The following is a 25629-nucleotide window of genomic DNA, read 5'->3' as shown; positions in this document are numbered from 1 at the left end:
ATTATGAAAAAAGTGCGGCCTATTAATTCTGCTAACCTGGGAGGAACGCGTGTTTTAGAGGTTTCAGGATTGTACAGCGAATCATCGGAAACGTTACAACAATTAGCAAAAGATATCTGCAACCTGGTTTTTATGGATATAGAGATACCCGGATTGACCGCAATAGAAGCCGCCAGCATAGTAAAAGCAGCTTACCCTGATATAAATGTGCTATTGCTTACCCTGAACGAAACGGAACAGGGATTAATACAGGTGCCGGCAGCAACTGAAGCGTTTAAAATCGATCATGTACCCCCGGTCTCCCTGACAGAGTTTATTTCTCAGATATATGAGACGGCTTTGCAGTCGAACTTAGTGGCGGTTAACAAAGTACTGGCCTTTTTCCGCAAGGAGAAACAGGTTTATCAGGACCCCTACGGATTATCGCCGCGGGAGAAGGAGATTTTACGTTGCCTGGTAAATGGCGACACCTATAAGCAGATAGCAGAAGGGTGCCATATCAGTGTGGGAACGGTCCGTTCCCATATCATGAATATTTATCGCAAGCTCGATGTAAAATCCCGCTCCAACGCTATTGTAAAGGCAATGAAAGAACACCTGGTCTGATGCCATAGCGTTTAGCCCCAGAAACCCTGTGCCTTTACCTGTTTGCCTTGCTGACGTAATAATTTGCGTACCTGTATCACCACCTGTTGATTACCTGCCACATAATAAGTTGTATTTGCCACCGGGAAATCATAATGGTATAACCATTCATGTAAATCGGTGAAATAATGACCGTTATTGGAAAGCGGCTGTACCGGCATTTGTAATATCTGCCGGGTAAGCGGATCTTCCAATTGCAGGAAGCAATGAAATTGTTGTTGGTTGGTTTTACGCAGGTATAAAGAATGAAAGTGCCCTGCGGCGCTGGCGTCACCTATGCACACCAGGTGTTGCATGCCGGAGGGCTGATGCTGACCACCACCGGGCCCGGCATAATTTACTTCATCACCAGGTTGCAGTTCCAGCGCCCAGGAGCTGCCGGCTCCCTCATGTCCGCAATCCACTATAAGGGTGGCGGTTTGTGCAGCAGTGTCCCAGCATGCAACAGTGTAATCGCGATACGCATATGGAGCCACCTCACATTTGAGATGCTGGGTGCTGCGTTCTGGCAGGGCCTGCGACAGTTGCAAATCTATCTCTAATAAAAAATTTCCTATACGTGCTACGCTTATTACGTGCGCAGTTTTCCCTATGCGCGACATCAGTAAACTGGTCGCCCTTTCTTTAATTGAAGGCATTTATTAAATGTGTTTGATGATTAAAACGCACCGGCTTGCGGCGGGTAAGTTGCAGAATAAAGGGGCTGATATTACCAGAGCCTGGCGGAGAACGGCTGCAGTGCCTCTTTAAGGGTTACTCTTTATTTTCAGATGCTTAGTGTCGTTCGTAAAAATTACTAGTGGTTTCATAACTCAAAAATTGTTTCAGCAAAACTACCGGACCCACACTTCTCTGTTATTATACTATTCCGGGTTATAGTTATACTTTTCCCGGCTTGAGATCCGGAAGGCCACCGGCGTTTGACCGGTATGCTGTTTGAAAAAACGGTTGAAATAAGTGACCTCATTGAATTGCAGGTACCAGGCTATTTCCTTGATGCCATGCGTGGAATGCAGCAACATCCGCTTGGCTTCCAGTATACGTCTGGCAGCCAGCAACGCGGAAGCCGTTTGCCCTGTTTCCTGTTTTACTACCTCGTTTAAATGATCTGTGGTAACATACAGCGCCCGCGCGTATTCCCCGGCGCTGTTCCAGCTCAGCAGGTGTTGCTCCATCAGTTCCCGGTAACGGTTTAATAATGTTGATTGTAAAGGAGAGCTTTGGGTGTTTTCCGGAAGATACCGCATAAACTGCGTCAGCAATACTGCTAGGTAATGTTGCAACACCTGCTCCTGCAGCGCCTTACGCGTATTGAATTCCCGCAGCATCTGTGTACACAAATGCCATATTTCCTGGTAAGCAGCGTTGTCGGGTGTTACCGGATGCTCCACACATAAAGGCAAAGCAGCAAAGCCAACAGGTAAAAAATCACGCGTGAAGGAGATCAGGTACACATCCTGCACCTGTTCTCCATCCATCGACAGGTGCACCTGCCACGGTGTTAATAAAAACATGCTCTCCGGTGGCATGTCTATCAGCCTGAAATCTACCATGTGCCGGCTTCGCTGCCTGCCTGTTATCACCAATGTGTAAAACTCGTGCCGGTGGGCCGCCGTTAAATCAGCATTGGGGTGGTGGGCCGGTTCCACGGCCTGTTTATGATGAACATCTATCATCAACCCCGGAACAACCAGAAGCTCTTCCAGCCGGTATGATGCAATGATGGATTGTTTTCCTTTTTTCATAACAACATCCTCACTTTATTACCAGACGATCGAACAAAACATTTATTGTATAATTTTCTTTTTTTGCGTTTGCAAGACAGGAACCTTCCACGGTCTCCTCATCTCATAACCGGTTATTCCCTCTTTTTTACGCTGCCTTAAAAAGATACCTGAAATGGGTAAAATTGCATACATTTATTTGCAACCGATTGCATAGTTTCGGATTATATTAGCAAAGCATAGTTTTTAAAATACCCGTAGAAGTAGTGAAAACACCGGTTAAGGTCAACTAAGGATGTTTTGCAAACGTTTGCTGAAAGAGATTAATTCCATGATGAAAGAACGAATGTCAGGTAACTGATATACATTCCCCTTTCTAAAAAAAGAAAGCCTGCAGCAAACATTTCCTTAAAACAGATTCGCCAAAAAAAATTAAAAGCAAATGTTAATCAGAGGAATGGCCACCTGCCTTGCCATCATAGCCGGATCAGAATTACTATGGAGGTCCAGGCTGGTATGAACGATGGTAAGGTAGTGGCAGCCGTAAGCAAGGGAATGGAAACAGCATGACTCAACTTGAAAAATAATATATTGATGATAAAGTATCTGTTAGCAGCTTCGCTGATGTTATTGGCCGGAAACACCGGCGCCGCAACACCGGCAGATTCCCTGTTAAAACTCTGGTACCGGCAACCGGCCAAACAATGGGTAGAGGCACTCCCTGTAGGAAACGGCCGCATGGGTGCCATGATCTTTGGCGGCGTACAGCAGGAAGAACTGCAACTCAATGAAGGTTATCTCTGGTCCGGCGTTCCACGTGATGGCAATAACCCGGCCGCCAAAGAACTGCTGCCCGTCATCCGCCAGCTGCTGGCAGAAGAAAAATATATGGAAGCAGATCAGGTGGCCCGCAAGATGATGGGTACCTACAGCGCCCGCTATCTCACACTGGGAAGTCTTTTTATAAACAACGATATACCACAGGAGGCCATACAATATAAACGTGAACTGAACCTGAACAACGGGGTAGCACGCGTTAGTTATACAGCTAACGGCGTCGACTATACGAGGGAAGTGTTTTGCAGTTATCCGAAGCAATTGCTGGTAATACGCTATACGGCCAGTAAAGCCGGGCAGCTTAGCTTCAGCACCCGTTTTGCCAACCCGATGCCGCATACGAACAGCGTGGTTAACCCGCATTACCTGGTCATGAAGGGCAGATGCCCCGAATATGTGGCGGCAAGGGCTTATGAGCCAAAACAGATTGTTTATGGCAATAAAGGAATCAATTATGAAGTACATCTTGATGCGCGCGTAAACGGAGGACACGTAAATACAGATACTGCCGGCATACACATTTCCGGCGCAACGGAAGCAGTACTCCTGGTATCTGTTGGCACTAGTTTTAAAGATGGATTACCCAACGGGAAAGATCCGCATGCGGCAGCTGTGGCGCCTCTACAAAAAACAGGCAATTATCTGCAATTACTGACTGGTCACATAAACGACTATACGTCGTTGTTCAGCCGGGTATCGCTCAACCTCGGAAGCGACACTTCCGCATTGCTGCCAACAGATGAAAGGCTGAAAGTATATACGCTCGCCGGTGGCAACCGCGATCCGCAATTAACTACGCTGCTGTATCAATACGGCCGCTACCTGATGATATCCGGATCCCGTAAAGGCGGTCCGGCTATGAATCTGCAGGGACTGTGGAATAAGGAAATGCAACCGCCCTGGGGCTCCAACTATACTATCAATATTAATACGGAAATGAATTACTGGCCGTCCGAAACCGCCAACTTATCGGATTGCGGTGCGCCTTTATTTGAATTTATTGGTCAGCTGGCGCAACACGGGCGTGTAACCGCCGCCATAAATTATGGTGCAAAAGGATGGACGGCGCATCATAACTCGGATATATGGGGTATGACCAATCCGGCCGGTGGTATTGATTTTTCCGATCCCAGCGGTAACCCCAAATGGGCAATATGGCCAATGGGCGGAGCCTGGCTGAGCCGCCACCTGTGGGAACACTACCAGTTTACCGGCGATAAGAAAATGCTGCAACAGGTATATCCCGATCTGAAAGGCGCTGCATTATTTATGCTCGACTGGCTGGTGAAAAATAAAGAGGGACAATGGATCACAAGCCCTTCTACCACGCCGGAGAATAACTTTATGGTAAACGGCAAGCGGGAAGGTTCTGTGAGCATTGCTACCACCATGGATCTTTCCATTATTCACGACCTGTTTAATAATACGATCCGGGCAGCAGTAGTGTTGCAACAGGATGCAGCCCTGGTAGCCCGTATCAAACAAACCATGAAGGAAATGTATCCTTTCCATACCGGTCAGTATGGACAATTGCAGGAGTGGTACAAAGACTGGGACGATCCAAAAGATGCTCACCGCCACGTATCCCACCTGTATGGCTTATTCCCGGGCAATTTCATTTCGCCCCGAAGGGATACCGTACTATCGGCGGCGGCTACACGCAGTTTGCTGCTGCGGGGGGATGGCGGAACCGGCTGGTCTAAATCATGGAAGATAAACTGGTGGGCACGCCTGGAAGATGGCAATCACGCGTATACCATGTTGAATAAGCAGTTATTTCTGGCGGGCGGTCAAACAGTGAGCGTAGCCGACAACAGCGGCGGGTCTTATCCCAACCTGTTTGATGCGCATCCTCCGTTTCAGATCGACGGCAATTTCGGGGTAACTTCCGGGATTACGGAAATGCTGCTGCAAAGTCATGATGGCGCACTGTACCTGCTCCCCGCATTGCCCGATGCGTGGCCTTCCGGCAGTGTGAAAGGATTAAAAGCAAGAGGTGGTTTTGAAGTAGATATGGAATGGAAAAATGGGCAGCTCACGCATGCCGTTATCCGTTCAGCATTGGGTGGTAACTGCCGTATTCGTACGCGCGTTGCCGTTAAAGTGAACGGACAACCGGTAAAGGTGGCGGTTGGTAACAACATAAATCCATTCTACCAGTTGCAGATCCGGGGGAACACTATTGTAAAAGACGCAACGAAATTACCAGTGTTGCAGTTGGAAAAAGTTTTTGAGTATGATTTTTCAACTGCACCTGGTAAAATTTATGATATCTTATGAACTATCGCAGGTGCATATTAAGTATAGCCTTTAGCGTTATAACAGCAGTAACTGTTGCGCAGGTGAAAGGCGATGATGATGGCATCCTGAGCCAGCAGGCCGCAGCGCGCGACAGCATAGCAGTCAACGGCGCGCTGAATGGCTGGTGGAAAGCATCCATGAAAAACCACAATGCCCGCATTGCCTGGTGGCGGGATGCTAAATTCGGATGCTTTATCCACTGGGGCGTTTATTCTACCGCCGGCGGCGAATGGAATGGAAAGAAGGTGGAGGGCTACGCCGAGCACCTGATGCGGAAGGAGAAGATCAGCCGGAAGGAATATGCGGATAAGCTCATTCAATCATTTAACCCGGGAAATTTTGATGCCGACGCCTGGGTACGTATGATTAAAGCGGCGGGCATGAAATACCTGGTCATCACCGCCAAGCATCATGATGGCGTGGCCATGTATCCCACTGCTATCGGCAACTATCACATTCAGCAGGATCCTTTGGCGGCATTGTCGGTCGCCTGTAAGAAATATGGTATCCGGTTCGGCTTTTATTACTCCCATGCGTTCGACTGGGAGCATCCCGATGCACCGGGTAACGACTGGGATTATAAAAATCCCGGGGGAGATAAGAACCTGTATGGTGGCGTCACCTGGTATAATGCACATCCGGAATTACTGCCTAAGGCGGTGAGGTATGTGAATGAAAAAGCAATCCCGCAAATATTAGAGTTGTTGAAAAGATATCATCCGGATATTCTTTGGTTTGATACGCCGCATAAGCTACCGCTCAGTGAAAACATCCGTATACTGCAGGCGATCCGGGCGGCAGATAATAAGGTAGTAGTGAATGGCAGGCTGGCACGCGCTCCCGGCGTTTCTTTCGGCGATTACGTGAACACGGCCGACCGGCCCGCGGAGTTTTACCCGGTAACCGGCGATTGGGAAGCCATTCCCACCACCAACGAGTCGTACGGATATTCGAAGTACGACAGCAGTCATAAGCCGCCGGGCTTTTTTATCCGGCTGCTGGCCAAAGCGGCCGGCAAAGGCGGCAACCTGCTCATGAACATCGGCCCGGAAGGCAACGGCAGCATTGACCCGCGTGATACGGTAATACTGCATACCATTGGAGCGTGGATGCAACAATACGGCGAAAGCATTTACGGCACTACTGCAAGTCCACTAACGGTGCAGCCCTGGGGTGAAAGCACGCGGAAGGACAACAAATTATACCTGCACGTTTTTAATTGGCAATCTACCTTATATGTAGGCGGACTGGAAAGCAATATCCGCAAGGCGTACCTGCTGGGCGACAAAAGTAAAAAGCCGCTGCCGTTAAAGCGGCAGCAGTCCAAAGATTGGCTGATTGCATTGCCTGCACACGCGCCCGATAGCATTAACAGCGTTATTGTACTTGAAACAGACCAGCTTAAAACAGATAGCGTAAGAGTATTGGATACTTATAACATTACGAATGTACTCAGGGCGTTTGATGCCACCCTGCATGGCAACGGCTGGCAGTACAGCGACGGAAAGAAGAATAATTATGACGTACATAACTGGAAAGACACTGCGCAGTACATCAGCTGGAAGGTGCGTACCGTACACGATGCAGCGTACAGGCTTAGTATTAAGTATGGTGCAGATGCCGGTGGCAGTTTCATACTGCGTATAGGCGATCATGTTATAAAGGAAACTGTGCAACCGGTTAAAACAACCGTAAAGTCACTGAAAGATATTTATCTGCCGGCAGGCGAATATGACATAACAATTAAGGCAAACGGGATAACGGGAAAAGAATTGATGAAACTATTTGAACTCACGATGCCACCAAAATAATATCCACGATGAAAAAAAATAGTTGGCTTTTAACTGCCGGTTTACTGTGGTGTGCCCTCACCGCCATGGCAGGAACCCCCGCAGCATTTGTACAGGCGCTGAAAGGCAGTGCAGCTGTAGTGTATGCTGCCAATGGCAGTATAGCGCCGGATTATATTAAAGTAGTCCGCAACTGGAAAAATGATCACTGTGAAATACGTATAGTCAACACCGGTAGTACCGCGGTGCGATTGAAGGAAGTGATTACCGGTGCGACAGGTAAGATATTGTTGCCCACCACGCCCTTTTATGCGGAGGGTTTCCAGATGCTGACGCAAACAGCCGGTACGCTTGCTCATCCTGAAACATTAGGGAATTATACGGATGCCGGGCATTATAAAATTCCGCAACCGGAGGGTTACCTGGCAGTATACAACCTGCTGCGTTTGTACCCTGCAAATGAGGAACAGATATTATTGGGATATACTTCCAGCAGGCGTTTTGTGGGCAAATTTTATATTTCTGCGGATACCATCAAAACAGTAACCGACCTGGAGAACCTGGAACTTGCTCCCGGAGCTGATTTTAAGCTGGAGGAATTAATGGTGATCACGGGTAAGGATGGCAACGCTTTGCTGGACCGTTTCGCCGGCAGGATCCAGGAGCATCATCCACGGCTTGAGTTTAAGCAGCCACCAACCGGGTGGTGCTCCTGGTATTGTTTCGGTCCGAAGGTAACCGCACAGAATATTTACGATAACCTTGATTACATAAAAAGTAACATTCCGGCGCTAAAATATATACAGGTAGACGACGGTTATCAGCCGCATATGGGCGACTGGCTGGAGTCGGGTAATTCTTTTGGCGGTAATGTGCAACAGGTGCTGAAAGCCATCCGGGAAAAAGGCTTTGAGCCGGCTATTTGGGTAGCGCCGTTTATTTGCGACAGCAACTCCACTATTTATAAAAATCATAAGGACTGGCTGGTGAAAGACGCGTCTGGTGCACCTTTGCGCAGCGACCTGGTTACATTTGGGGGCTGGCGGATGAAGCCCTGGTTTGTGCTGGATGGCACAAACCCTGCGGTGCAGCAACACCTGGAGCAACTATTCCGGACCATGCGCAACGACTGGGGCGTTACTTATTTTAAACTGGATGCTAATTTCTGGGGCGCTATTCATGGCGGCAAATTTTATGATGCTAAAGCTACAAGGGTAGAAGCATACCGGCGTGGCATGGAAGCCATTCTCAAAGGCAGCAGGGATGCTTTTATACTTGGCTGTAATCATCCGCTGTGGCCATCATTAGGATTGGTGCATGGCAGCCGCAGCTCAATGGATATTAAACGTACCTGGCCGGTATTTGAGCGTTCCGGTCGTGAAAACCTTTACCGTGCCTGGCAAAATGGCCGTTTATGGTGGAACGATCCTGATTGCCTGGTACTCACCGGCAACATGCCTGACAACGAATTTAATTTCCATGCAGCTTTGCTGTACGCTACCGGTGGTATGTTACTAAGTGGCGATGACTTAACGAAGATATCACGGGAACGGCTCAACGTTTTGAAGAAGGCATTGCCTCCCACCGCAAAGGCAGCAGCTTTTGAAGGCACTGATTTTGAAATAGGAAGGGTTACTACCGCGGCAGGCAAACAGGTGATTTTGCTCAACTGGCAGTCATCTTCAAAAAAAATAACGGTGAAACTTGATCAGCCATACCAAATATCAGATTACTGGACAGGCGCTGGTTTAGGTTTACACACCGGTTCTTTTGTGATGGAGCTGGCAGGACATGACGGCCGGGTATTACTATTAACACCAAAAAAATAATTCCATGCGTACGTTCCTGGCAGCTTTATTCATCAGTATTTCCTGCATAATGCAGGCGCAATCACCCTATCAGCAGCAGCTGCTTAAAGATACACGGGTGGCGGTGATCAAACGGGCCGCATGGGCCATGCAGCAGCCACCACAAACGATTACCGCCTTCCGTTGCGACCGCAGCGCCGGAGGCATACATGACTTTTATTCAGAAGGGGATTACTGGTGGCCCGATCCGGCAAATCCAAACGGAGCTTATATCCAGCGGGATGGCCAAACCAACCCTGAAAATTTTGTAGCGCACCGGCTGGCCATGATCCGTTTCAGCCGGGTGATGGGCGCACTGGCGGCAGGATATATTGCCACCAAAGACAACACTTATCTACAGCAGGCATTGCTGCATGCGAAGGCCTGGTTTGAAACAGCGGCTACCCGGATGAATCCTTCGCTGCTGTATGCGCAGGCCATCAAAGGAAAGGTAACCGGCAGGGGTATCGGCATTATTGATACGATCCATTTGATGGAAGTGGTGCAGGCTTTAAGTGTTATGGAGAAAGCCGGCGCCATTCCGCCGGCGGATCTTACAGCGTTTAAAAGCTGGTTCAGTGAATACCTGCAATGGCTGACCACACATCCTTTTGGGAAGGATGAAATGAATGCTGCCAATAATCACGGCACGTGCTGGGTGATGCAGGTGGCCGCTTTTGCGCGTTTTGTGGATGATAAAGAGCTGTTGGAATTTTGCAGCAATCGTTATAAAACGGTATTGCTGCCTCACCAGATGGCTGCTGACGGCAGTTTTCCACTGGAATTGAAACGTACTAAACCTTACGGCTACTCGCTGTTTAACCTGGATGCCATGAGCACCATCTGCCAGTTGCTGAGTACGCCGGATAATGATCTGTGGCGCTTTACAGCCGACAGTAGTAAAAATATGGAGAGAGGAATCGCTTTCCTTTATCCATATGTAAATAATAAAAACAGCTGGCCTTATGCACATGATGTGATGTACTGGAACAGCTGGCCGGTGGCGCAGCCCTTCCTCATTTTCGGTGCGGCTGCTTTTCAGCGGCCGGAATACTACCGGCTATGGCTGTCGCTTAACCAGGATCCGGAGGAGGAAGAAGTGCTTAGAAACCTTCCCGTGAGGAATCCTCTGATCTGGTTATGAGCGCTTTAGAATTTACAATTATTTAAGATTCAGATGTTTTATTTTCTTAATATAAATCCTTAACTTTAGGAGACTATACACTATGTTTAAACTTTAGAGAAATGAGTTGGATGGATGACTTGTATGTTATTTACCAGAAACTGGATGCCACCGGTTGTGAAGAGGTAAAACATGACATTTTAAAAGCCCAGATTGATGGCTGTAACCGCGGAGAGATCTATTTCCTGGTATTACAACAACTGGTACAGATCAAAACAGGTAAGGCGCCTGTTTATGAGTTAATTAAGGGAGAAGTAGAAAATATTATCCACTACAGTAAGGGACAATACCTGAGTTAATTATTTTAATTCTTCTATCAGTTTCTGCACTTTGAGGTAATTCGGCGCGCCGGATGGGATTTTTAATAACCATTCGAGGCATTGCTGCTTACGTCCTTCCCGCAGGTAGCTCAACGCCATATAAAAGGCTGCTTCGTACCGGAGTTCGCTGCTGTTGTTAAAAACAGTAGTGAGGTCCTGTCGTGCGCTTTCCATCTGGTTTTGGTCGATCAGGGCTACGCCGCGGTAATAGCGGGCGTATAGGTTGCCCGGGTTGGCTGCCAGTGCTTTATTCAATAGCAATACAGCTTCGTTGAAATGGCCGCGATTGAACTGTTCGATCGCTTCTTCCGGAAGCCGCAGGCTGTCGATATCCGGAATCTGCATTTCAGTGGAAGCGAATTGCCGGTAGATATTTTTTCTCCAGGGGCTTACATACAGCAGGATAGCCAGTCCTGCTGCTATCAATGCAGTAAGGATTACATAATTGCGGATGGGTATGGGCGAACTGTCTTTCAGCGTGTACCAGGCGTTGCGGTGGGTAAACAGCAAATGTTGCAACTCATCCCGGTTGGCGTCGTTACAGATTTTCTGGCCCAGCAGTTGCCGGACAGCATCAAAGCGTTTTACCTGTTGTGTAAGCAGGGGGTCGGTTTGAAGTCGTTCGGAGAAAGCTTTGCGCTCTGCCTCACTCATTTGCCCGCTGAGGAAACGGTCTGTTTCCAGCAGGTCTTTTTCTGAAAGGCTGTTGGCTTTTAGTTTTATGTCGATATCCCTGAACAGGCTGCGGAAACAATCGGCTCGTCTGCCAGGCAGTTCACTAATAGGGATGTTGGTTTCTGCGGCAATATCTTCCTGGAGGCAGCCATCTGTGAGTGACCAGCGGAGTAATTCTTTGCAGTCGTCCGAGAGGGCGAGGTAATAGTGATAGGCGAGTCTTCTTTTTTCTCCTTCTTTCAGCACATCTTCCACATCCTGGATATCGTCTCTGCTCATGGTAGAGAGCTCCTCTGCTTCCAGGCCGGGAATCCGTTGTCCTCTTCTTTCCAGTTCCTGTTCCCAGATACGCTTGCACAGCAGTTGCAGAAAGGGCTCAAAGTCGGAGACTTTCAGCGGGTGACGGCGGGCGAAGTAATAAATGTCCATCAGGGCCTCTTCAAAAATATGCGCCGCATCTTTTACGTGACCGCTCTTTTGCAGGATGAACCGCTTTTCTTTGGAAGCAAAGCGCTGATAAATATTTTCAATTACTGCTGGTGTATGGTGAAGCAATCCCTCAATATATTCCTGGTCGTTATTTATTAATTGTTCAGGTGACATACATATCGTTTTTGCCGGTTCCTCTGTGCTAAAAATATTAAACCTTGCGGAAGTGACCTAATTATTTATTCTGTCTGTACAAATGTAATGCCTGCGCGATGGAACTTGCAGGGAAGTTAAGTATCTTGCCAAACATACCAGCTATAGCCACGTGTATTCCAATCACTATGTATCAACCGGAACAGGATATCGATGATCTGATATCAAGATATATACATGCTCCACAGGATCCGTTTTTACAGGAACATGTGGCCGGTTTATGCCGCGAGGGACCTGAGCAGGCTGCTTACGTGGAAAGCCGCTTAACCGCCTGGCTTGCAGAGGGGATACCTGTTCCCCATGATGTGGAAAGCGCGGTTCCGTCATCTTCACCCGCTTTATCCAAACGCTCCCCGGTACGCGCCTTTAACCGTAAATGGCTGGTGGCTGCTGCGGTGATGCTGCTCGTCACAGCGGTGATTGTTTACTATTGCTGGCCAGCTCCGGCTAAGCAATTGGGGTACGTTAACAATACCGGCCATACCGATAGCCTATTGCTTGCCCCGGGCTGTACCGTGATTGCCGGCAACGGCGCGTCGTTCAGCTATGCTAAAGAGCTTGATGTAACGCCGGAATTACATATGCTTGCCGGCGATGCCTGGTTTGATGTGGCATTGCCAACCCGCACCCGGATGCAGCTGGATGAGCACACTGATCTGTATACGCTGAAGGCCGTATTTGCAGTGCATAAAACCAATAACCTCTTCAAAGTACTGGTGATAAAGGGAAAGGTAACCCTGGTGCAGGATCAGGGCAACAAAGTATACCTCACCGCAAATATGCAGGCAAAGCGGGAACAGCACCAGCCGCTGCAGTTCAAAACAGTCAAAAGCCAGTCGTTGCTCGCCTGGAAAACAGGCCGCCTGAAGTTCCGGAATATTCCCCTGGAAGAAATCATTGATGCGGTGAACAGCTACTTCCACCTTGATATACGGGTGCCACCATCCGCAGCAGGCGTGAATAAACGCAGCCTGACTGTTGACTTTGAAAATAAATCTGCAGAAGAAACACTGGAATTACTGCAAAAGATGTTAAAGGTACCTTTGGTGAAAGACAGTGCCAACCGGTATTACATAACGTTGAAATAAAGAATGGTCAGCTCAGGTTTAAGCCCGCTGTTAATTGTTTAAGGATCGTTTTCAGCTGTGTAAAAGCTTCTTCGCCTATAATACCAGCATACAGGTCCTGTACTTCATCTACCGCTTCGTAGGCGTTAATCATAAACTCTTTTCCTTTCTCTGTCAGGAAAATAATGCTGGCGCGGTTGTCGGTATCGTGTTTGCGGGTACCGATGTAGTTATCTGCTTCCAGGTTCTTTACCACTTTGCTCATGGCTTGTTTACTGATGCGCGCTTTCCTGGCCAGGTCGTTGTTAATGGTGCCCTGCGCATCGATGTGTACCAGGAGTACCATATCGCCCAGTTTAAAATTCTTGTATCCGCGCTCCAGTAGTTTTTGTGTAATACGCAGGTCTATATCTTTTTTGAACAAATTGATCAGGCGGGCGAGGCTGTCAGGTCTTTTGGCCAGGCATGCCTCATATCTCGCATCTATAGTTGCGCTCATCATATTGTAGGTTTGGTAAAAGTGTACAGTTGATAAAATCTTGTCCTGATGCAATGCTACAAAAAAGCAGTGATTTTTTGCGCGCTGCTTTTAAAATTTGTGCTTAGCCGGTGCTAAAAAAAGTAAGACCCACCGGTAAGGCGGGTCTTTAATATATTTTCAGAGTAGTGTTATTTGTACACGTAATCAGCCATTACGGTATATGTTCAAATACGCTTTCTGCCCTGGTGTAGCATCTCAGTCCGACGATGGTATTGCTTATCCCCACCTTTACTCTTTGTGCAGACCTGATGCTGGTAGACGTCAGTCAATCAGAGCCTAAAGCCCCGGCGATACCCATTTCCAGTCCACGCAGTTCTGCCAGTCCGCGTAAACGGCCGATAGCGCTGTATCCCGGATTTGTTTTCTTGTGCAGGTCATCCAGCATCTGGTGGCCATGATCCGGGCGCATAGGAATGGAAACATTGCGGCGTTTCATGGTGAGCAGGATGTTCTTTACTACGGCAAACATGTCTACGTCGCCTTCCAGGTGGTTGGCTTCGTGGAAGTTGCCCAATGCATCCCGTTGTGTGCTGCGCAGGTGGATGAAGTGGATATGATCGCCCAGGCGTTCTATCATGCCGGGAAGATCGTTGTCGGCCCTTACGCCATAGGAGCCGGTGCAAAAGCACAGTCCATTGGAGGCATATGGCGCCGCAATGAGCAGTTCGCGGGCATCCTGTTCGGTGCTTACCACCCGCGGCAGTCCCAAAATCGGGAACGGAGGATCATCCGGGTGGATAGCCAGTTTAATACCGGCTTCTTCTGCAACAGGCGCTATTTGCTGAAGGAAATAAAACAGGTGCAGTTTCAGCTGGGTGGCATCAATGCCTTTATATTTATCCAATGCGGCCTGGAACTGTTGCAGCGTAAAGCTTTCTTCAGATCCGGGTAATCCGGCAATAATATTTTTTTGCAGCAGCTCTTTGTCGGCCGCAGTCATGCTGTCGAAATGCTCCTTTGCACGGGCTATTTCTTCCTCGCTGTAATCTTTCTCTGCATCTGGTCTTTGCAACATGAACAGGTCGAATGCCATGAACGCCGCTTTTTCAAAGCGCAGCGCTTTGGAACCATCTTCTACGGTATACGCCAGATCGGTGCGGGTCCAGTCGAGTACCGGCATGAAGTTGTACGTAACAGTACGTATACCGCATGCTGCCAGGTTCCGCAAGCTTTGCTGGTAGTTGTGGATATAATCCTTAAAACGGCCGCTTTGCGTTTTGATATCTTCATGTACCGGCACGCTCTCCACAACAGACCAGGTAAGCCCTGCTGCTTCTATGATGGCTTTCCGCTTTTGTATCTCCTCCTTCGTCCATACCACTCCATTAGGCACATGGTGCAATGCGGTTACAATTCCGGTAGCTCCTGCCTGTTTAATATCAGACAAGCTAACCGGATCATTGGGTCCGTACCACCGCCATGTCTGTTCCATTCTCAGCATAATGCAAATACGTTTAGTAAATCCAGAATTTCTAGTTCCAAACCCCAAAAATATAATCTATCCACACATATACAAACTTTGATTTCAAATTTTAGGGCCGTCTGCGGCGATCAGGATGATCATGAGATCCATCACATTTGTTTGGGTAGGGCCTGTAATCATTAACCCGCCTGCTTTTGAGAAGAAGTGCCACGCGTCGTTCTGTTGTAAAAAACTATTTGGATCGAGCTGCATTTTTACTGCATTTTTTATCGTTGATGCATCTACGATAGCTCCTGCAGCATTAGTAGGACCATCACTGCCATCGGTGCCGCCGCTCAGGAAAGTAAGCGATGGATAACCGGCAAGGGCAATGCCTGCTGCCAGCGCCAGTTGCTGATTCCTGCCACCAAGGCCGTTCCCAGTTACCTCGACGGTAGTTTCCCCGCCTGCCAGCAAACAGGCCGGCAAAGGACCGTTGTACTGTAGCGCCGTTTGTACCAGGCTGGCAGCTACAGCGTGCACTTCTCCCGTTATAGTATCAGATAACAATACCGGGTGATAACCCAGCTGCCGGGCCTTTGCAGCCGCCGCTTCCAATGCCACACGGTTGGTACCGGTGAGATAGTTGTGTGTATGCAGCAGGGATGGATCGCCTGGCTTGGGTGTTTCACGTATCCTGCCAGCGAGGCCGTCTTCAATATGTTGAAGGAGGAACGCGGATATTTTTTCCGGGAGATGATATTTGCGGAGTACATTCATGGTATCCGCAAAGGTAGACGGGTCGGCCACTGTAGGCCCTGACCCTATCACGCTGAGGTCATCGCCTACCACATCGCTGAGAACAAGGGTGCATAACGTAGCCGGATATATGCTTTTTGCCAGCTGACCGCCTTTGATACCGGAAAGATGTTTTCTTACGGTGTTCATTTCGCGGATGTCGGCGCCGCTTTTCAGCAATGTTTCAAACAATTGTTGTACTTCAGGTAAACTGCTGCCTGCCGGCACATCTGCCAGCAATGCGGAGGCGCCGCCTGAAAGTAAAAAGATAACCAGGTCCTGCGGCTGCACCTTGGCAGCCATATCCAGCAGTTTAACGGAAGCGGCTACACTCTGTTCATCGGGCACCGGGTGACCGGCCTCCATAAGCTCCACCTGCTGTAATGGTAACGCATGCCCGTATTTTGTAACCACCATTCCCTTTACCGGGAAATGCGCAGCGAGTATGTTTTCCAGCTCCTGTGCCATCGCGGCGGCAGCTTTGCCTGCCCCCAGTATCCAAACAGCCGCATGCTCCGGGAGGACGTAGCTATCTCCCGAAATATTAATAACACGGGTGGCAGGTATTACCTGCACATTTTTCCTGATCAGCTGCTGCGGATGCACTGCCGCAACGCCCTGCAGGAAAATATCTTTTATATCGGCAGTAGTGTTGTTCATGTTTTCGCGGCATAAAAAAAGCAGTGAGACTACTCACTGCCAATATCTTTCAAGTTAAGAAATTTATTGCGGTTGGGTGGAGTCTTTAGCTTCCTTCTTTTGCCGCTTTTTTTCCATTTTTTGTTCCAGGTGTTCTTTTTTAGTCATTTCCCAATCATTCCACTTTTTATACTGCGCGGGCGTAAATACGGTTTTGAAACGCTGGCTGCGCTCCGTATCCAGGGCTTTAAACTGTGTCATGCGCTCCTTTTTGGAGAGGGAAGGATTGTTTTTCACTGCATCCATCCGGCGCACAATATCCTGATTGATTACCAGGATCTTTTTTTCCTGGTCTTTGTTCAGATTTACTTTATGGGAGATTTTGTCCGTGATTTTATCGGCTCTTCCTTCCGCTGTCCAGCGGCCTTTTGCATTGGCACTATCTTTTACCTGGGCACTGGTAGTAAAGGTAGTTGCTGCAAAAAAAACGGTGAGCAACATCCATGTATAAACAGAAATAAACTTCATAGTCAGCAAGTATTATACGAATTTAAACAAACTTAAGCGGTAAACCCTTTTCAAATTATCCCTTTTTCATGTGAATCCAAAATCCACTTACCACTCATAAAAAATATGCCGTTTTATTTAGTCCCGCCTTAATGATTTATTACATTTAGCGGATCAACTGAATCTGAACCGAAAAAATAAAAAATTTACATGAAAAGAGCTTTTGAGAAACCCGGGACAGCCCTGCTGTTGCGGTGTATTACCTATGCTATGAAGCGGCACCGCGGTAAACTGCTGTTACTGGCCCTGCTGGCAACCGGCCAGGCAGTCAGCGCACAGGAAACCTATCCGGTCAACGGGATCGCCGATCCCCGCGAAGGGTGCTTTGCTTTTACACATACCACCATTGTAAAAGACCCGCAAACCACCCTGAACAATGCCACACTGGTGATCCGCGACGGGAAAATAGTGTCTGCCGGCGTATCGGCTGCCATCCCCAAAGATGCAGTGATCGTGGATTGTAAAGGGAAATATATCTATCCTTCCTTTGTGGATATCTTCAGCAATTATGGTTTGTCGGAGCCTAAACGGGGCGGTTCCGCATGGAATGCACCTCCTCAGTTCCTGTCTAACACCAAAGGGGCCTATGGCTGGAACCAGGCCATCAGAAGCGAAGTAAATGCCGTGGATCTTTTTTCTGCAGATGATGAAAAGGCAACGCCCCTGCGGGAAGCCGGATTTGGCGCCGTGCTTACCCAACAGCCCGATGGCATCGCCCGTGGTACCGCCGCATTGGTAACCCTGGCCACCGCAAAAGAAAACAAAGTCATTATCCGGGAGAAAGCCGCTGCGGCCTATTCTTTTGATAAAGGCACCTCTACGCAAAATTATCCTAACTCCCTCATGGGTTGCATCGCCCTCCTGCGACAAACGTTCCTGGATGCCCAGTGGTATAAATCCCAGCCCGCCAGGGAAGGAGTCAATCTCAGCCTGGAAGCCTGGAATGCCAGTCAGCAGCTGCCTCAGCTGTTTGAAGTGACCGATAAATGGGATGCGCTCCGCGCAGATAAGATAGGAGACGAGTTCGGGGTACAGTATATTATTAAAGCCGGTGGCAATGAATACCAGCGTATCAGTGAAATGGCCGCCACCAAAGCCACGTTCGCATTGCCGCTGAACTTCCCGGGCGCCATCGATATGGAGGATCCCGCAGATGCACGCTATGTATCACTGGCCGAAATGAAACACTGGGAAATGGCGCCTACGGAGCCTGCTGCTTTTGAGAAAGCAAATATTCCCTTCTGTCTAACTGCTGCCGACCTGAAAGATGTAAAGCAATTTCTGGCCAACGTGCGGAAAGCCATCAGCTATGGCCTCAGCGAACAGAAAGCCCTGGAAGCCCTGACCAAAACCCCGGCCACACTTATAAAGGCTTATGATAAAGTGGGCAGCCTGGAACCAGGTAAACTGGCCAATTTCCTCATTACCTCCGGTCCCGTTTTCAACGAAAAAACCATCCTGTACCAGAACTGGGTACAAGGTAACCGTTATACCATCAAGGCCGACGGCTGGAATGATATACGCGGCATCTATACCGTAAATCTTATCCCCGGCGGCAGCTACTCCGTGGAAGTAAGAGGTACCGCTGTTGCACCGTTACTGTCTGTGTTGCAGAAAGATACCCTTCCCGGCCGTATCGATGTAAACGGCAAACTGGTATCCCTGTCGCTGACACTGGCAAAGAACAGTAAAAGCAATGTACGTCTTAGCGGTATCATCGGCGATAACAGCTGGAACGGCACCGGCGCCGATACCAGCGGAAATCTTGTAAAATGGAATGCTGTATTTGTAAAGGCCGCCCCGGAAAAAGCAGATTCCGTAAAGAAAGAAACACCTTTGGCCATTGGGCCACTGTATTATCCGTTGAATGGATATGGCTGGGAGAAGTTACCATCGCAGCAGGACCTGCTTATCAAAAATGCTACTGTGTGGACCAGCGAAAAAGAAGGGAAACTGGAAAATACAGATGTTTTAATCCGCAACGGCAAAATTGCACAGGTGGGTAAAAACCTGGCTGCCGGCAATGCCCGCGTAATTGATGGTACCGGCAAACACCTGAGTGCCGGCATCATCGACGAACACTCGCATATTGCCATCAGTAAGGGAGTGAACGAATCGTCGCAGTCAGTTACTTCTGAAGTAAGGATTGCAGATGTACTCAACCCCGATGATGTGAATATCTACCGTCAGCTGAGCGGCGGCGTAACCGCTTCTCATTTATTGCATGGCAGTGCCAACGCCATCGGCGGGCAGTCGCAGCTGATTAAACTCCGTTGGGGGCAAAATGCAGAAGCACTGAAAGTGACCAACTGGGATCCTTTCATCAAATTTGCATTGGGAGAGAACGTGAAGCAATCCAACTGGGGCGACCGTAATACCGTACGTTTCCCGCAAACAAGAATGGGCGTAGAGCAAATTTATACAGATGCATTTACCCGTGCGCTCGACTATGAAAAACAAGGCGCCGGCAAGCGCCGCGACCTGGAACTGGACGCCCTTGTGGAAATATTGCATCAGAAGCGTTTTATTACCTGTCACTCCTATGTGCAGAGCGAAATCAATATGCTGATGCACGTAGCAGATAGTTTTCACTTCAAAGTGAATACGTTCACACATATCCTGGAAGGATATAAAGTAGCCGATAAAATGAAAGCACATGGCGCAGGCGCAGGCACTTTCGCCGATTGGTGGGCTTATAAAATGGAAGTACAGGACGCCATTCCTTACAACGCTGCCATCATGCAGGGCGCCGGAGTGCTTACCGCTATTAACTCCGATGATGCGGAAATGGCGCGCCGCCTGAACCAGGAAGCCGCCAAGAGCATCAAATACGGTGGTATGACGGAAGAAGAAGCCATTAAGCTGGTGACTATCAACCCCGCTAAACTGCTGCATGTAGACAACCACATGGGCAGCATCAAAGTGGGTAAAGATGCCGATGTGGTATTGTGGAGCGATAATCCGCTAAGCATTTATGCCAAAGCCGAAAAGACCATCGTGGATGGTATCGTGGAATTTGACCGCGACAACGATCTGCAGCTGCGTAAGCGCATTGCAACGGAGCGTAACCGGCTTACCCAGTTATTGCTGGCAGAAAAGAAAAAAGGTACGCCTACCCGTAAAGCTTCGCTGACGCCGGAGGAAATCTACCACTGCGAAGATTTGCAGGGCGGACATCAGCAAGCTATTGGTTATTGATCTGTTAGAAATTTTTAAGCACCGCTAAATGCTACAAGCGATGAAAAGACAATTAATTTTATTAAGCCTTACCCTGGGAATGTATACTGTCCGGGCACAGGAAACGATATCTCCGGCAGGCCCGCAAAACAAGCCTGTATACCTTACCAATGCCACTATTCACGTAGGCAACGGGCAGGTGATTGAAAATGGCACCATTGCATTCAGCCATGGAAAAATTACCGCAGTAGGTAGTAATATCCCCGCTGCCAGCAGCGATGCTATGGTTCTGGATATGAAAGGACAGCATGTATACCCTGGTATTATTGCGCCCGAATCCAACCTGGGGCTGGTGGAATTTGAAAGCGTGCGGGCTACCATCGATGTGCGTGAAGTAGGAGAAATAAACCCCTCCGTACGCTCCATCATTGCGTATAATGCCGATTCCAAAGTAATCAACACCCTGCGTTCCAATGGCATCCTGCTGGCTCAGGTAACACCGGAAGGAGGTATTGTCAGCGGTGTTTCTTCTGTAGTACAGCTGGATGCCTGGAACTGGGAAGATGCCGCTTACAAAACGGATAATGCCCTGCACTTTTTTATGCCACCGCTGGCGCCGCTGGGCGGAGGCCGTGGGGCTGTTCCCAACGACCGGCTGAAAGCAGCCCTGGAACAAATAGAAACGGTAAGAACATTTTTCCGCGAGGCAAAGGCTTATCAGAAGGAAGGCAAACACACCGCTACCAATCTGAAGTTTGAGTCGATGCGCAAGCTGTTTAACCGGGAGCAGAAACTGTTTATCCACTGCGACCTGGTAAAGGAAATGCTGGTAGCGATCGACTTTGCCAAAGAGTTCCAGCTCGATGTGGTGATTGTTGGCGGGGCTGATTCCTGGCTCATTGCAGACATCCTGAAACAAAATAATATCCCGGTAGTACTGGCACAGCCGCATGCTTTGCCGGTGATGCAGGACGACGATGTGGATCAGCCTTACAAAACCGCTGCACAACTGCAGAAAGCCGGCGTACTGTTTTGCCTGAGCAACGAAGGCTTCTGGCAGCAGCGTAACCTGGGTTTTGAAGCAGGTACCGCCAGCACCTATGGTTTAACAAAAGAAGAGGCCCTGTCGGCGATTACGCTCAATGCCGCTAAAATCCTGGGGATCGACAAAACTACCGGCTCACTGGAAACCGGCAAGGATGCAAATATTGCCATAAGTACCGGCGATATCCTGGATATGAAGTCGAGCGTGATAACGCGGGCATTTATCCAGGGAAGGGAAATAAACCTGGATAATAAACAGAAGCAGTTGTATGAGAAATATGAAAAGAAGTATGGGTTGAAATAGTAGCAGATGGTTTTTTGAAAGAAGAAGAGGGAAGAGAAAGCGGACAATTGCTTTTTCTTCCCTCTTCTTTTTAAATATTTCTTACCAGGTATAACCGGAGAATTACACCGCCTTTACCAGGAAATAGCTTTTGCCTTTCTGCAATAAAATATATTTATCTCTCAGCAATGAAGATGTATTTACAATCATATCAATGCCGGGTACTTTTATTTTATTTACACTTACGCCCCCGCCCTGTACTGTTTTACGGGCTTCGCTTTTGCTGGGGAAAATGCCTGTTTCAGCAAGCAGGCTTACAATATCCTTACCGGCTTCCAGGTCGGCTCTTGGTACTTCGTATTGCGGAACACCATCCATCACTTCTATCAGATCGGATTCAGAAAGGGACACCAGTAATTCGGCAGTGTTTTTATTATACAGGATAGACGCCGCTTCTACCGCGAAATTATAGTTTTCTTCCCCGTGAATAAATACGGTTACTTCTTTAGCAAGACGTTTCTGTAACAACCGCTGTCCCGGATCTTTTCTGTGTTCTTCTATCAAAGCGTCCACTTCCGGTTGTTCCAGGAAGGTGAATATTTTGATATAACTTTCTGCATCCACATCGGTTGTTCTGAGCCAGAACTGGTAGAAGGAGTAGGGAGAAGTACGTTTAGGATCAAGCCATACGGTGCCTTGTTCTGTTTTACCGAATTTGGTACCATCTGCTTTTTTGATCAGGGGACAGGTAAATGCAAAAGCTTCCCCCCGTGCCTTACGGCGGATCAATTCTGTACCGGTAACAATATTACCCCACTGATCTGAGCCACCCATCTGCAATTTGCAGTTTTTGGCAGTATACAAATGATAGAAATCGTAACCCTGTATCAGCTGATAGGTAAATTCAGTGAATGACATCCCGTTGTCGCCTTCGATTCTTTTCTTAACGGAATCTTTGGCCATCATATAGTTAACGGTGATGTGCTTGCCGGTATCGCGAATAAAATCGAGAAAGGAAATATGTTGGAACCAGTCGAAGTTATTCACCATTTCAGCCGCATTGGGTTTGGCAGCATTGAAGTCGAGGAAGCGTTCCAGCTGGGCTTTGATACCGGCTACATTTTTCTGCAGGGTATCCAGGTCCAGCATTTTCCGTTCTTCCGCTTTAAAGGAGGGGTCGCCTACCATTCCGGTAGCGCCGCCCACCAGCGCCAGGGGCTTATGTCCTGCCTTTTGCAGATGCACCAGTAACAGGATGGGTACCAGGCTGCCGATGTGTAACGACTCTGCTGTAGGATCAAAACCAATATAAGCAGTGGTCATTTCTTTATTCAGTTGCTCTTCCGTGCCAGGCATCATATCCTGTAGCATACCCCGCCAGCGCAGCTCTTCTATCAGATTCATGATTTTAATAACAATTTTTGCAAACCTACATAAAATTCGCAGGATTCGCCCATTTTAAGGATTCCGGGCTGGTATAACAAATATCGGTGTAAATTTATAAAGAAGACCTGCTGTTTGCACCTGCCGCGGTCTGAGATTTCTTACCCCCAAATAAAATATTATGAAAAAAGCACTCTTTCTTTTATTGGCGCTGATATTTACGGTACCGGCACTGTCGCAGGATTGCAAAGGATACTATTACCTGCTCAACAATGCGGAAATTGAGATGACCATCCTGGATGCGAAAGGCGTGGCCAGTGGCAAAACTATTTACAAAATCACGAACGTGCACAAAGATGAGACTGGAACGGTGTCTGATTTTACCAATACCTTTTATGACAAAAGTAATAAGGAGGTAACTTCCGGTACCGGGCATTTTAAATGCAGCGGAAACGGGGTAGCCATTGATATGAAGATGAGCGTTCCTGTAATGCCGCAGATGAAAGACATGAAGATGGAAGGCAAAACCAATGCTTCTTTTCTGGATTATCCATCCGGAATGCACGCCGGACAAGACTTACCGGGTGGCACCTTTGAAATGAACGGTAATGTGAAAGGCATGGAAATGGGGATCAGTTATGTAATCAGCAACCGGAAAGTATTGGGAAAAGAAAAAGTAACTACACCGGCAGGCAGCTGGGATTGTTTCAAAATAGCTTATGATATTAATTTCCAGATGAAAATGATGGGGCAGGGAATTCCGATGAAATTCAGTGCTATCGAATGGTTTGCCCCTGACTTCGGACCGGTGAAAACTTCTTCCAGTAAGGATGGGAAGGACATGGGAGGAACTATGATCACGGCGCTGAAGAAATAAAAATGCTTTAACGCGAAGGTTGTCTTTCTCAGGATTACGCTGATTTTACTGATTAGCTTTTTGTGATTTTGGAGGGATTTTTGAAGATTAATACACCGGTCAGATGCTAATTCCTGTCTTAAATACTGCTCACCCATTTTCACCAGTATGTAAGAACGCCGTTTCATTTATATGGTAGCGCTCGCATAAACGTCCTGTATCTTTTCCTCTATAAAGCCCTGTGGTAAAAGGTCCTGGCATCAAGTCCACGTCACCTCCACGTCACTTCCGGGTTATCTGCATGTATTAAGCATATGCTAAGTATCTGTTGGGTATCAATGAAGTATCCCCGAGTCAATCCTCAAGCAATCCCCGTCATATATCTCCCCAATCATTTTAAAATCCAAAAAAATAAAATCAGCGTAATCAACATAATCAGTGTAATCCTGAGAAAGACAACCTCCGCGCTGGTTATATATTTTTCAGGCATTGGGCCAAACTATCTCTCCAATAAGGAATAGTAATCCCAAAAGTGCTTTTAATTTTTTCCTTGTTTAATACGCTGTAGGCCGGGCGTTTAGCGGCCGTTTTATACTTGTCGGAAGTAACCGGGTATATGGCGGTTGTAGCGTTCGTCATTTCTTTAATGGTTACTGCAAAATCGAACCAACTGGTTACGCCTTCGTTGCTGTAATGATATACGCCGCCGATGGCTGCATCCGGATTGGCTGATTTATACTGTAAGATGTCCAGGATTGCTTTAGCCAGGTCGCCTGCGTAAGTAGGGGTGCCGGTTTGATCAAAAACAACATTCAGTTCCTGTTTTTCCTGCATCAGTTGTTTCATTCTTTTAACGAAGTTAACTGCGAATTCGGAGTAGAGCCAGGAAGTACGGAGTATAATGGTGTCGGGATTATAACCGGCAGCCGCCGCTTCCCCGCGCACTTTAGAGGCGCCGTAAATGCTTTCAGGATCAGTATCGTCGCTTTCTGTGTAAGGTAGATTCTGTTTTCCGCTGAATACATAATCCGTGGAGATATGCAGCAGCTGGGCATTATATTGGGCGCATATTTCCGCCAGGCTCAGTACCGCCTGGAAATTCAGGAGGAATGCCTTGTCTTCATCTTCTTCAGCTTTATCTACTGCTGTATAGGCAGCGCAGTTAATACAGGCATCGATCTGTTGGGCAGCAAAATAAGCGGCCAGGGCATCCGCGTCCGTGATATCAAGGTCCTGGTAGTCGGTATATAACAGGTTGAATTGCGGATAATCGCCTGCTACTTTTTGCAGGGCTTGTCCTAGTTGTCCGTTTCCGCCGGTAACAAGAATATTCTTCATGGCAAATGATCAGCTGTTAAAAATAAAATTATGTTGAATATCTGCAAGCGTGGGCAGGATCAGGTCTTTGTCTGAAACTACCGCGTCATTCAGGTTGATACCCCAGTCGATGCCCAGGGCGGGGTCATTGTAGATGATGCCGCCTTCACTGCCTTTATGGTAGAAGTTATCGCATTTATACATTACTTCTGCCGTTTCACTGATCACTGCGTAACCATGCGCAAATCCTTTAGGCACCAGTAGTTGCAGTTTATTGCTGGCGCTTAACTCAATTGCAAAAGATTTGCCGTAAGTGGGGGAGCCTTTGCGGATGTCTACCACCGCATCTATGATGCTTCCTTCCAGTACCCTTACCAGTTTTGTTTGTGCATAAGGCTCCAACTGGTAGTGCAGTCCACGGAGCACACCATAGGTGGAACGTGCCTGGTTGTCCTGTACGAATTTATACTCAATACCTTCTGCACTGAAGGTGTTGGCGTTATAGCTTTCGAAAAAGTAACCACGGTGATCGCCAAAAACTTTTGGCTCGTAAATTAACAGGTCAGGTATTCCGGTTTGTTGAAAAGGCAT

At 48.0% G+C, this 25629-nt stretch carries 20 protein-coding genes; 10 read left to right on the top strand and 10 right to left on the bottom strand.

Annotation, left to right across the window (positions count from 1 at the left end; all coding sequences use genetic code 11):
- Positions 1-3: 3 nt before the first annotated feature.
- Positions 4-606, top strand: a complete 603-nt coding sequence (locus tag ACLHR0_RS24690; RefSeq protein ID WP_436490206.1) for a response regulator transcription factor — start codon at positions 4-6, stop codon at positions 604-606.
- Positions 607-617: 11 nt separating this feature from the next.
- Here ACLHR0_RS24690 and ACLHR0_RS24685 read toward each other — a convergent pair whose 3' ends face one another.
- Positions 618-1283 (bottom strand): siderophore-interacting protein, encoded by a 666-nt coding sequence (locus ACLHR0_RS24685; RefSeq protein WP_436490204.1) that lies wholly within the window; start codon positions 1281-1283, stop codon positions 618-620.
- 225 nt (positions 1284-1508) lie between these two features.
- Positions 1509-2390 (bottom strand): helix-turn-helix domain-containing protein, encoded by an 882-nt coding sequence (locus ACLHR0_RS24680; protein ID WP_436490203.1) that lies wholly within the window; start codon positions 2388-2390, stop codon positions 1509-1511.
- A gap of 573 nt (positions 2391-2963) precedes the next feature.
- On the opposite strand from ACLHR0_RS24680, the gene ACLHR0_RS24675 reads away from it, so the two are divergent.
- The 5 genes from ACLHR0_RS24675 (at position 2964) to ACLHR0_RS24655 (ending at position 10626) form a co-directional block, all read left to right on the top strand.
- A complete protein-coding gene (locus ACLHR0_RS24675; RefSeq protein ID WP_436490201.1) occupies positions 2964-5486 on the top strand; it encodes a glycoside hydrolase family 95 protein in 2523 nt (840 codons plus the stop codon).
- On the top strand, positions 5483-7318 hold the full coding sequence (locus ACLHR0_RS24670; RefSeq protein ID WP_436490199.1) for an alpha-L-fucosidase: 1836 nt from the start codon (positions 5483-5485) through the stop codon (positions 7316-7318). Before ACLHR0_RS24675 ends, ACLHR0_RS24670 begins: the two co-directional genes overlap by 4 nt.
- Before the next feature lie 8 nt (positions 7319-7326).
- Positions 7327-9126 carry a glycoside hydrolase family 36 protein gene (locus ACLHR0_RS24665; RefSeq protein WP_436490197.1) on the top strand — a complete coding sequence of 600 codons (1800 nt, stop codon included), beginning with the start codon at positions 7327-7329 and terminating at the stop codon, positions 9124-9126.
- A 4-nt stretch (positions 9127-9130) separates the two neighbouring features.
- Entirely contained in the window at positions 9131-10288 is a 1158-nt protein-coding gene (locus ACLHR0_RS24660; RefSeq protein WP_436490195.1) for an alginate lyase family protein, read from the top strand.
- A gap of 101 nt (positions 10289-10389) precedes the next feature.
- The gene (locus ACLHR0_RS24655; RefSeq protein ID WP_079470877.1) at positions 10390-10626 is read left to right on the top strand and encodes a hypothetical protein; all 237 of its coding nucleotides are present in this window, start codon (positions 10390-10392) and stop codon (positions 10624-10626) included.
- Here ACLHR0_RS24655 and ACLHR0_RS24650 read toward each other — a convergent pair whose 3' ends face one another.
- On the bottom strand, positions 10627-11925 hold the full coding sequence (locus tag ACLHR0_RS24650) for a tetratricopeptide repeat protein (RefSeq protein WP_436490193.1): 1299 nt from the start codon (positions 11923-11925) through the stop codon (positions 10627-10629).
- 167 nt (positions 11926-12092) lie between these two features.
- On the opposite strand from ACLHR0_RS24650, the gene ACLHR0_RS24645 reads away from it, so the two are divergent.
- Positions 12093-13052, top strand: a complete 960-nt coding sequence (locus ACLHR0_RS24645) for a FecR family protein (RefSeq protein ID WP_436490191.1) — start codon at positions 12093-12095, stop codon at positions 13050-13052.
- A gap of 7 nt (positions 13053-13059) precedes the next feature.
- Here the strand turns inward: ACLHR0_RS24645 and ACLHR0_RS24640 are convergent, their stop codons facing one another.
- The 4 genes from ACLHR0_RS24640 to ACLHR0_RS24625 form a co-directional block, all read right to left on the bottom strand.
- The gene (locus ACLHR0_RS24640) at positions 13060-13533 is read right to left on the bottom strand and encodes a MarR family winged helix-turn-helix transcriptional regulator (RefSeq protein WP_133256173.1); all 474 of its coding nucleotides are present in this window, start codon (positions 13531-13533) and stop codon (positions 13060-13062) included.
- 304 nt (positions 13534-13837) lie between these two features.
- Positions 13838-15013, bottom strand: coding sequence for a mannonate dehydratase (uxuA, locus tag ACLHR0_RS24635; RefSeq protein ID WP_429051406.1), 1176 nt, complete (start codon positions 15011-15013; stop codon positions 13838-13840).
- Positions 15014-15097: 84 nt separating this feature from the next.
- Entirely contained in the window at positions 15098-16432 is a 1335-nt protein-coding gene (locus tag ACLHR0_RS24630; RefSeq protein WP_436490190.1) for a glycerate kinase type-2 family protein, read from the bottom strand.
- Between the two features lie 63 nt (positions 16433-16495).
- Positions 16496-16939: a hypothetical protein gene (locus ACLHR0_RS24625; RefSeq protein WP_429051402.1), complete on the bottom strand. Its 444-nt coding sequence runs from the start codon at positions 16937-16939 to the stop codon at positions 16496-16498.
- A 189-nt stretch (positions 16940-17128) separates the two neighbouring features.
- On the opposite strand from ACLHR0_RS24625, the gene ACLHR0_RS24620 reads away from it, so the two are divergent.
- On the top strand, positions 17129-20176 hold the full coding sequence (locus ACLHR0_RS24620; protein WP_436490188.1) for an amidohydrolase family protein: 3048 nt from the start codon (positions 17129-17131) through the stop codon (positions 20174-20176).
- A gap of 40 nt (positions 20177-20216) precedes the next feature.
- Positions 20217-21503 (top strand): amidohydrolase family protein, encoded by a 1287-nt coding sequence (locus ACLHR0_RS24615; RefSeq protein ID WP_436490186.1) that lies wholly within the window; start codon positions 20217-20219, stop codon positions 21501-21503.
- A 102-nt stretch (positions 21504-21605) separates the two neighbouring features.
- Here the strand turns inward: ACLHR0_RS24615 and tyrS are convergent, their stop codons facing one another.
- Positions 21606-22886: a tyrosine--tRNA ligase gene (tyrS, locus tag ACLHR0_RS24610; RefSeq protein ID WP_436490184.1), complete on the bottom strand. Its 1281-nt coding sequence runs from the start codon at positions 22884-22886 to the stop codon at positions 21606-21608.
- A 160-nt stretch (positions 22887-23046) separates the two neighbouring features.
- On the opposite strand from tyrS, the gene ACLHR0_RS24605 reads away from it, so the two are divergent.
- Positions 23047-23742 (top strand): TapB family protein, encoded by a 696-nt coding sequence (locus ACLHR0_RS24605; protein ID WP_429051394.1) that lies wholly within the window; start codon positions 23047-23049, stop codon positions 23740-23742.
- A 450-nt stretch (positions 23743-24192) separates the two neighbouring features.
- Here the strand turns inward: ACLHR0_RS24605 and rfbD are convergent, their stop codons facing one another.
- Together rfbD and rfbC are read right to left on the bottom strand one after the other, a co-directional pair.
- Positions 24193-25059, bottom strand: coding sequence for a dTDP-4-dehydrorhamnose reductase (gene rfbD / locus ACLHR0_RS24600; protein WP_436490182.1), 867 nt, complete (start codon positions 25057-25059; stop codon positions 24193-24195).
- 9 nt (positions 25060-25068) lie between these two features.
- A complete protein-coding gene (gene rfbC / locus ACLHR0_RS24595; RefSeq protein WP_436490180.1) occupies positions 25069-25629 on the bottom strand; it encodes a dTDP-4-dehydrorhamnose 3,5-epimerase in 561 nt (186 codons plus the stop codon).

It is taken from the genome of Chitinophaga sp. ARDCPP14 (assembly GCF_051362515.1).
Lineage (GTDB): Bacteria > Bacteroidota > Bacteroidia > Chitinophagales > Chitinophagaceae > Chitinophaga.
The sequence above is the reverse complement of the archived record's forward strand: the minus strand, read 5'-3'. Positions and strand labels throughout refer to the sequence as shown.

Excerpts from the sequence above, each read along its gene's own strand:
- ACLHR0_RS24660 (WP_436490195.1), top strand. The coding sequence starts at position 9,131 with ATGCGTACGTTCCTGGCAGCTTTATTCATCAGTATTTCCTGCATAATG.
- ACLHR0_RS24670 (WP_436490199.1), top strand. The coding sequence starts at position 5,483 with ATGAACTATCGCAGGTGCATATTAAGTATAGCCTTTAGCGTTATAACA.
- ACLHR0_RS24640 (WP_133256173.1), bottom strand. The coding sequence starts at position 13,533 with ATGATGAGCGCAACTATAGATGCGAGATATGAGGCATGCCTGGCCAAA.
- ACLHR0_RS24675 (WP_436490201.1), top strand. The coding sequence starts at position 2,964 with ATGATAAAGTATCTGTTAGCAGCTTCGCTGATGTTATTGGCCGGAAAC.
- ACLHR0_RS24615 (WP_436490186.1), top strand. The coding sequence starts at position 20,217 with ATGAAAAGACAATTAATTTTATTAAGCCTTACCCTGGGAATGTATACT.
- ACLHR0_RS24605 (WP_429051394.1), top strand. The coding sequence starts at position 23,047 with ATGAAAAAAGCACTCTTTCTTTTATTGGCGCTGATATTTACGGTACCG.
- rfbC (WP_436490180.1), bottom strand. The coding sequence starts at position 25,629 with ATGCCTTTTCAACAAACCGGAATACCTGACCTGTTAATTTACGAGCCA.
- ACLHR0_RS24690 (WP_436490206.1), top strand. The coding sequence starts at position 4 with ATGAAAAAAGTGCGGCCTATTAATTCTGCTAACCTGGGAGGAACGCGT.
- ACLHR0_RS24625 (WP_429051402.1), bottom strand. The coding sequence starts at position 16,939 with ATGAAGTTTATTTCTGTTTATACATGGATGTTGCTCACCGTTTTTTTT.
- ACLHR0_RS24650 (WP_436490193.1), bottom strand. The coding sequence starts at position 11,925 with ATGTCACCTGAACAATTAATAAATAACGACCAGGAATATATTGAGGGA.
- rfbD (WP_436490182.1), bottom strand. The coding sequence starts at position 25,059 with ATGAAGAATATTCTTGTTACCGGCGGAAACGGACAACTAGGACAAGCC.
- tyrS (WP_436490184.1), bottom strand. The coding sequence starts at position 22,886 with ATGAATCTGATAGAAGAGCTGCGCTGGCGGGGTATGCTACAGGATATG.
- uxuA (WP_429051406.1), bottom strand. The coding sequence starts at position 15,013 with ATGCTGAGAATGGAACAGACATGGCGGTGGTACGGACCCAATGATCCG.
- ACLHR0_RS24685 (WP_436490204.1), bottom strand. The coding sequence starts at position 1,283 with ATGCCTTCAATTAAAGAAAGGGCGACCAGTTTACTGATGTCGCGCATA.
- ACLHR0_RS24630 (WP_436490190.1), bottom strand. The coding sequence starts at position 16,432 with ATGAACAACACTACTGCCGATATAAAAGATATTTTCCTGCAGGGCGTT.
- ACLHR0_RS24665 (WP_436490197.1), top strand. The coding sequence starts at position 7,327 with ATGAAAAAAAATAGTTGGCTTTTAACTGCCGGTTTACTGTGGTGTGCC.
- ACLHR0_RS24620 (WP_436490188.1), top strand. The coding sequence starts at position 17,129 with ATGAAAAGAGCTTTTGAGAAACCCGGGACAGCCCTGCTGTTGCGGTGT.
- ACLHR0_RS24680 (WP_436490203.1), bottom strand. The coding sequence starts at position 2,390 with ATGAAAAAAGGAAAACAATCCATCATTGCATCATACCGGCTGGAAGAG.
- ACLHR0_RS24655 (WP_079470877.1), top strand. The coding sequence starts at position 10,390 with ATGAGTTGGATGGATGACTTGTATGTTATTTACCAGAAACTGGATGCC.
- ACLHR0_RS24645 (WP_436490191.1), top strand. The coding sequence starts at position 12,093 with ATGTATCAACCGGAACAGGATATCGATGATCTGATATCAAGATATATA.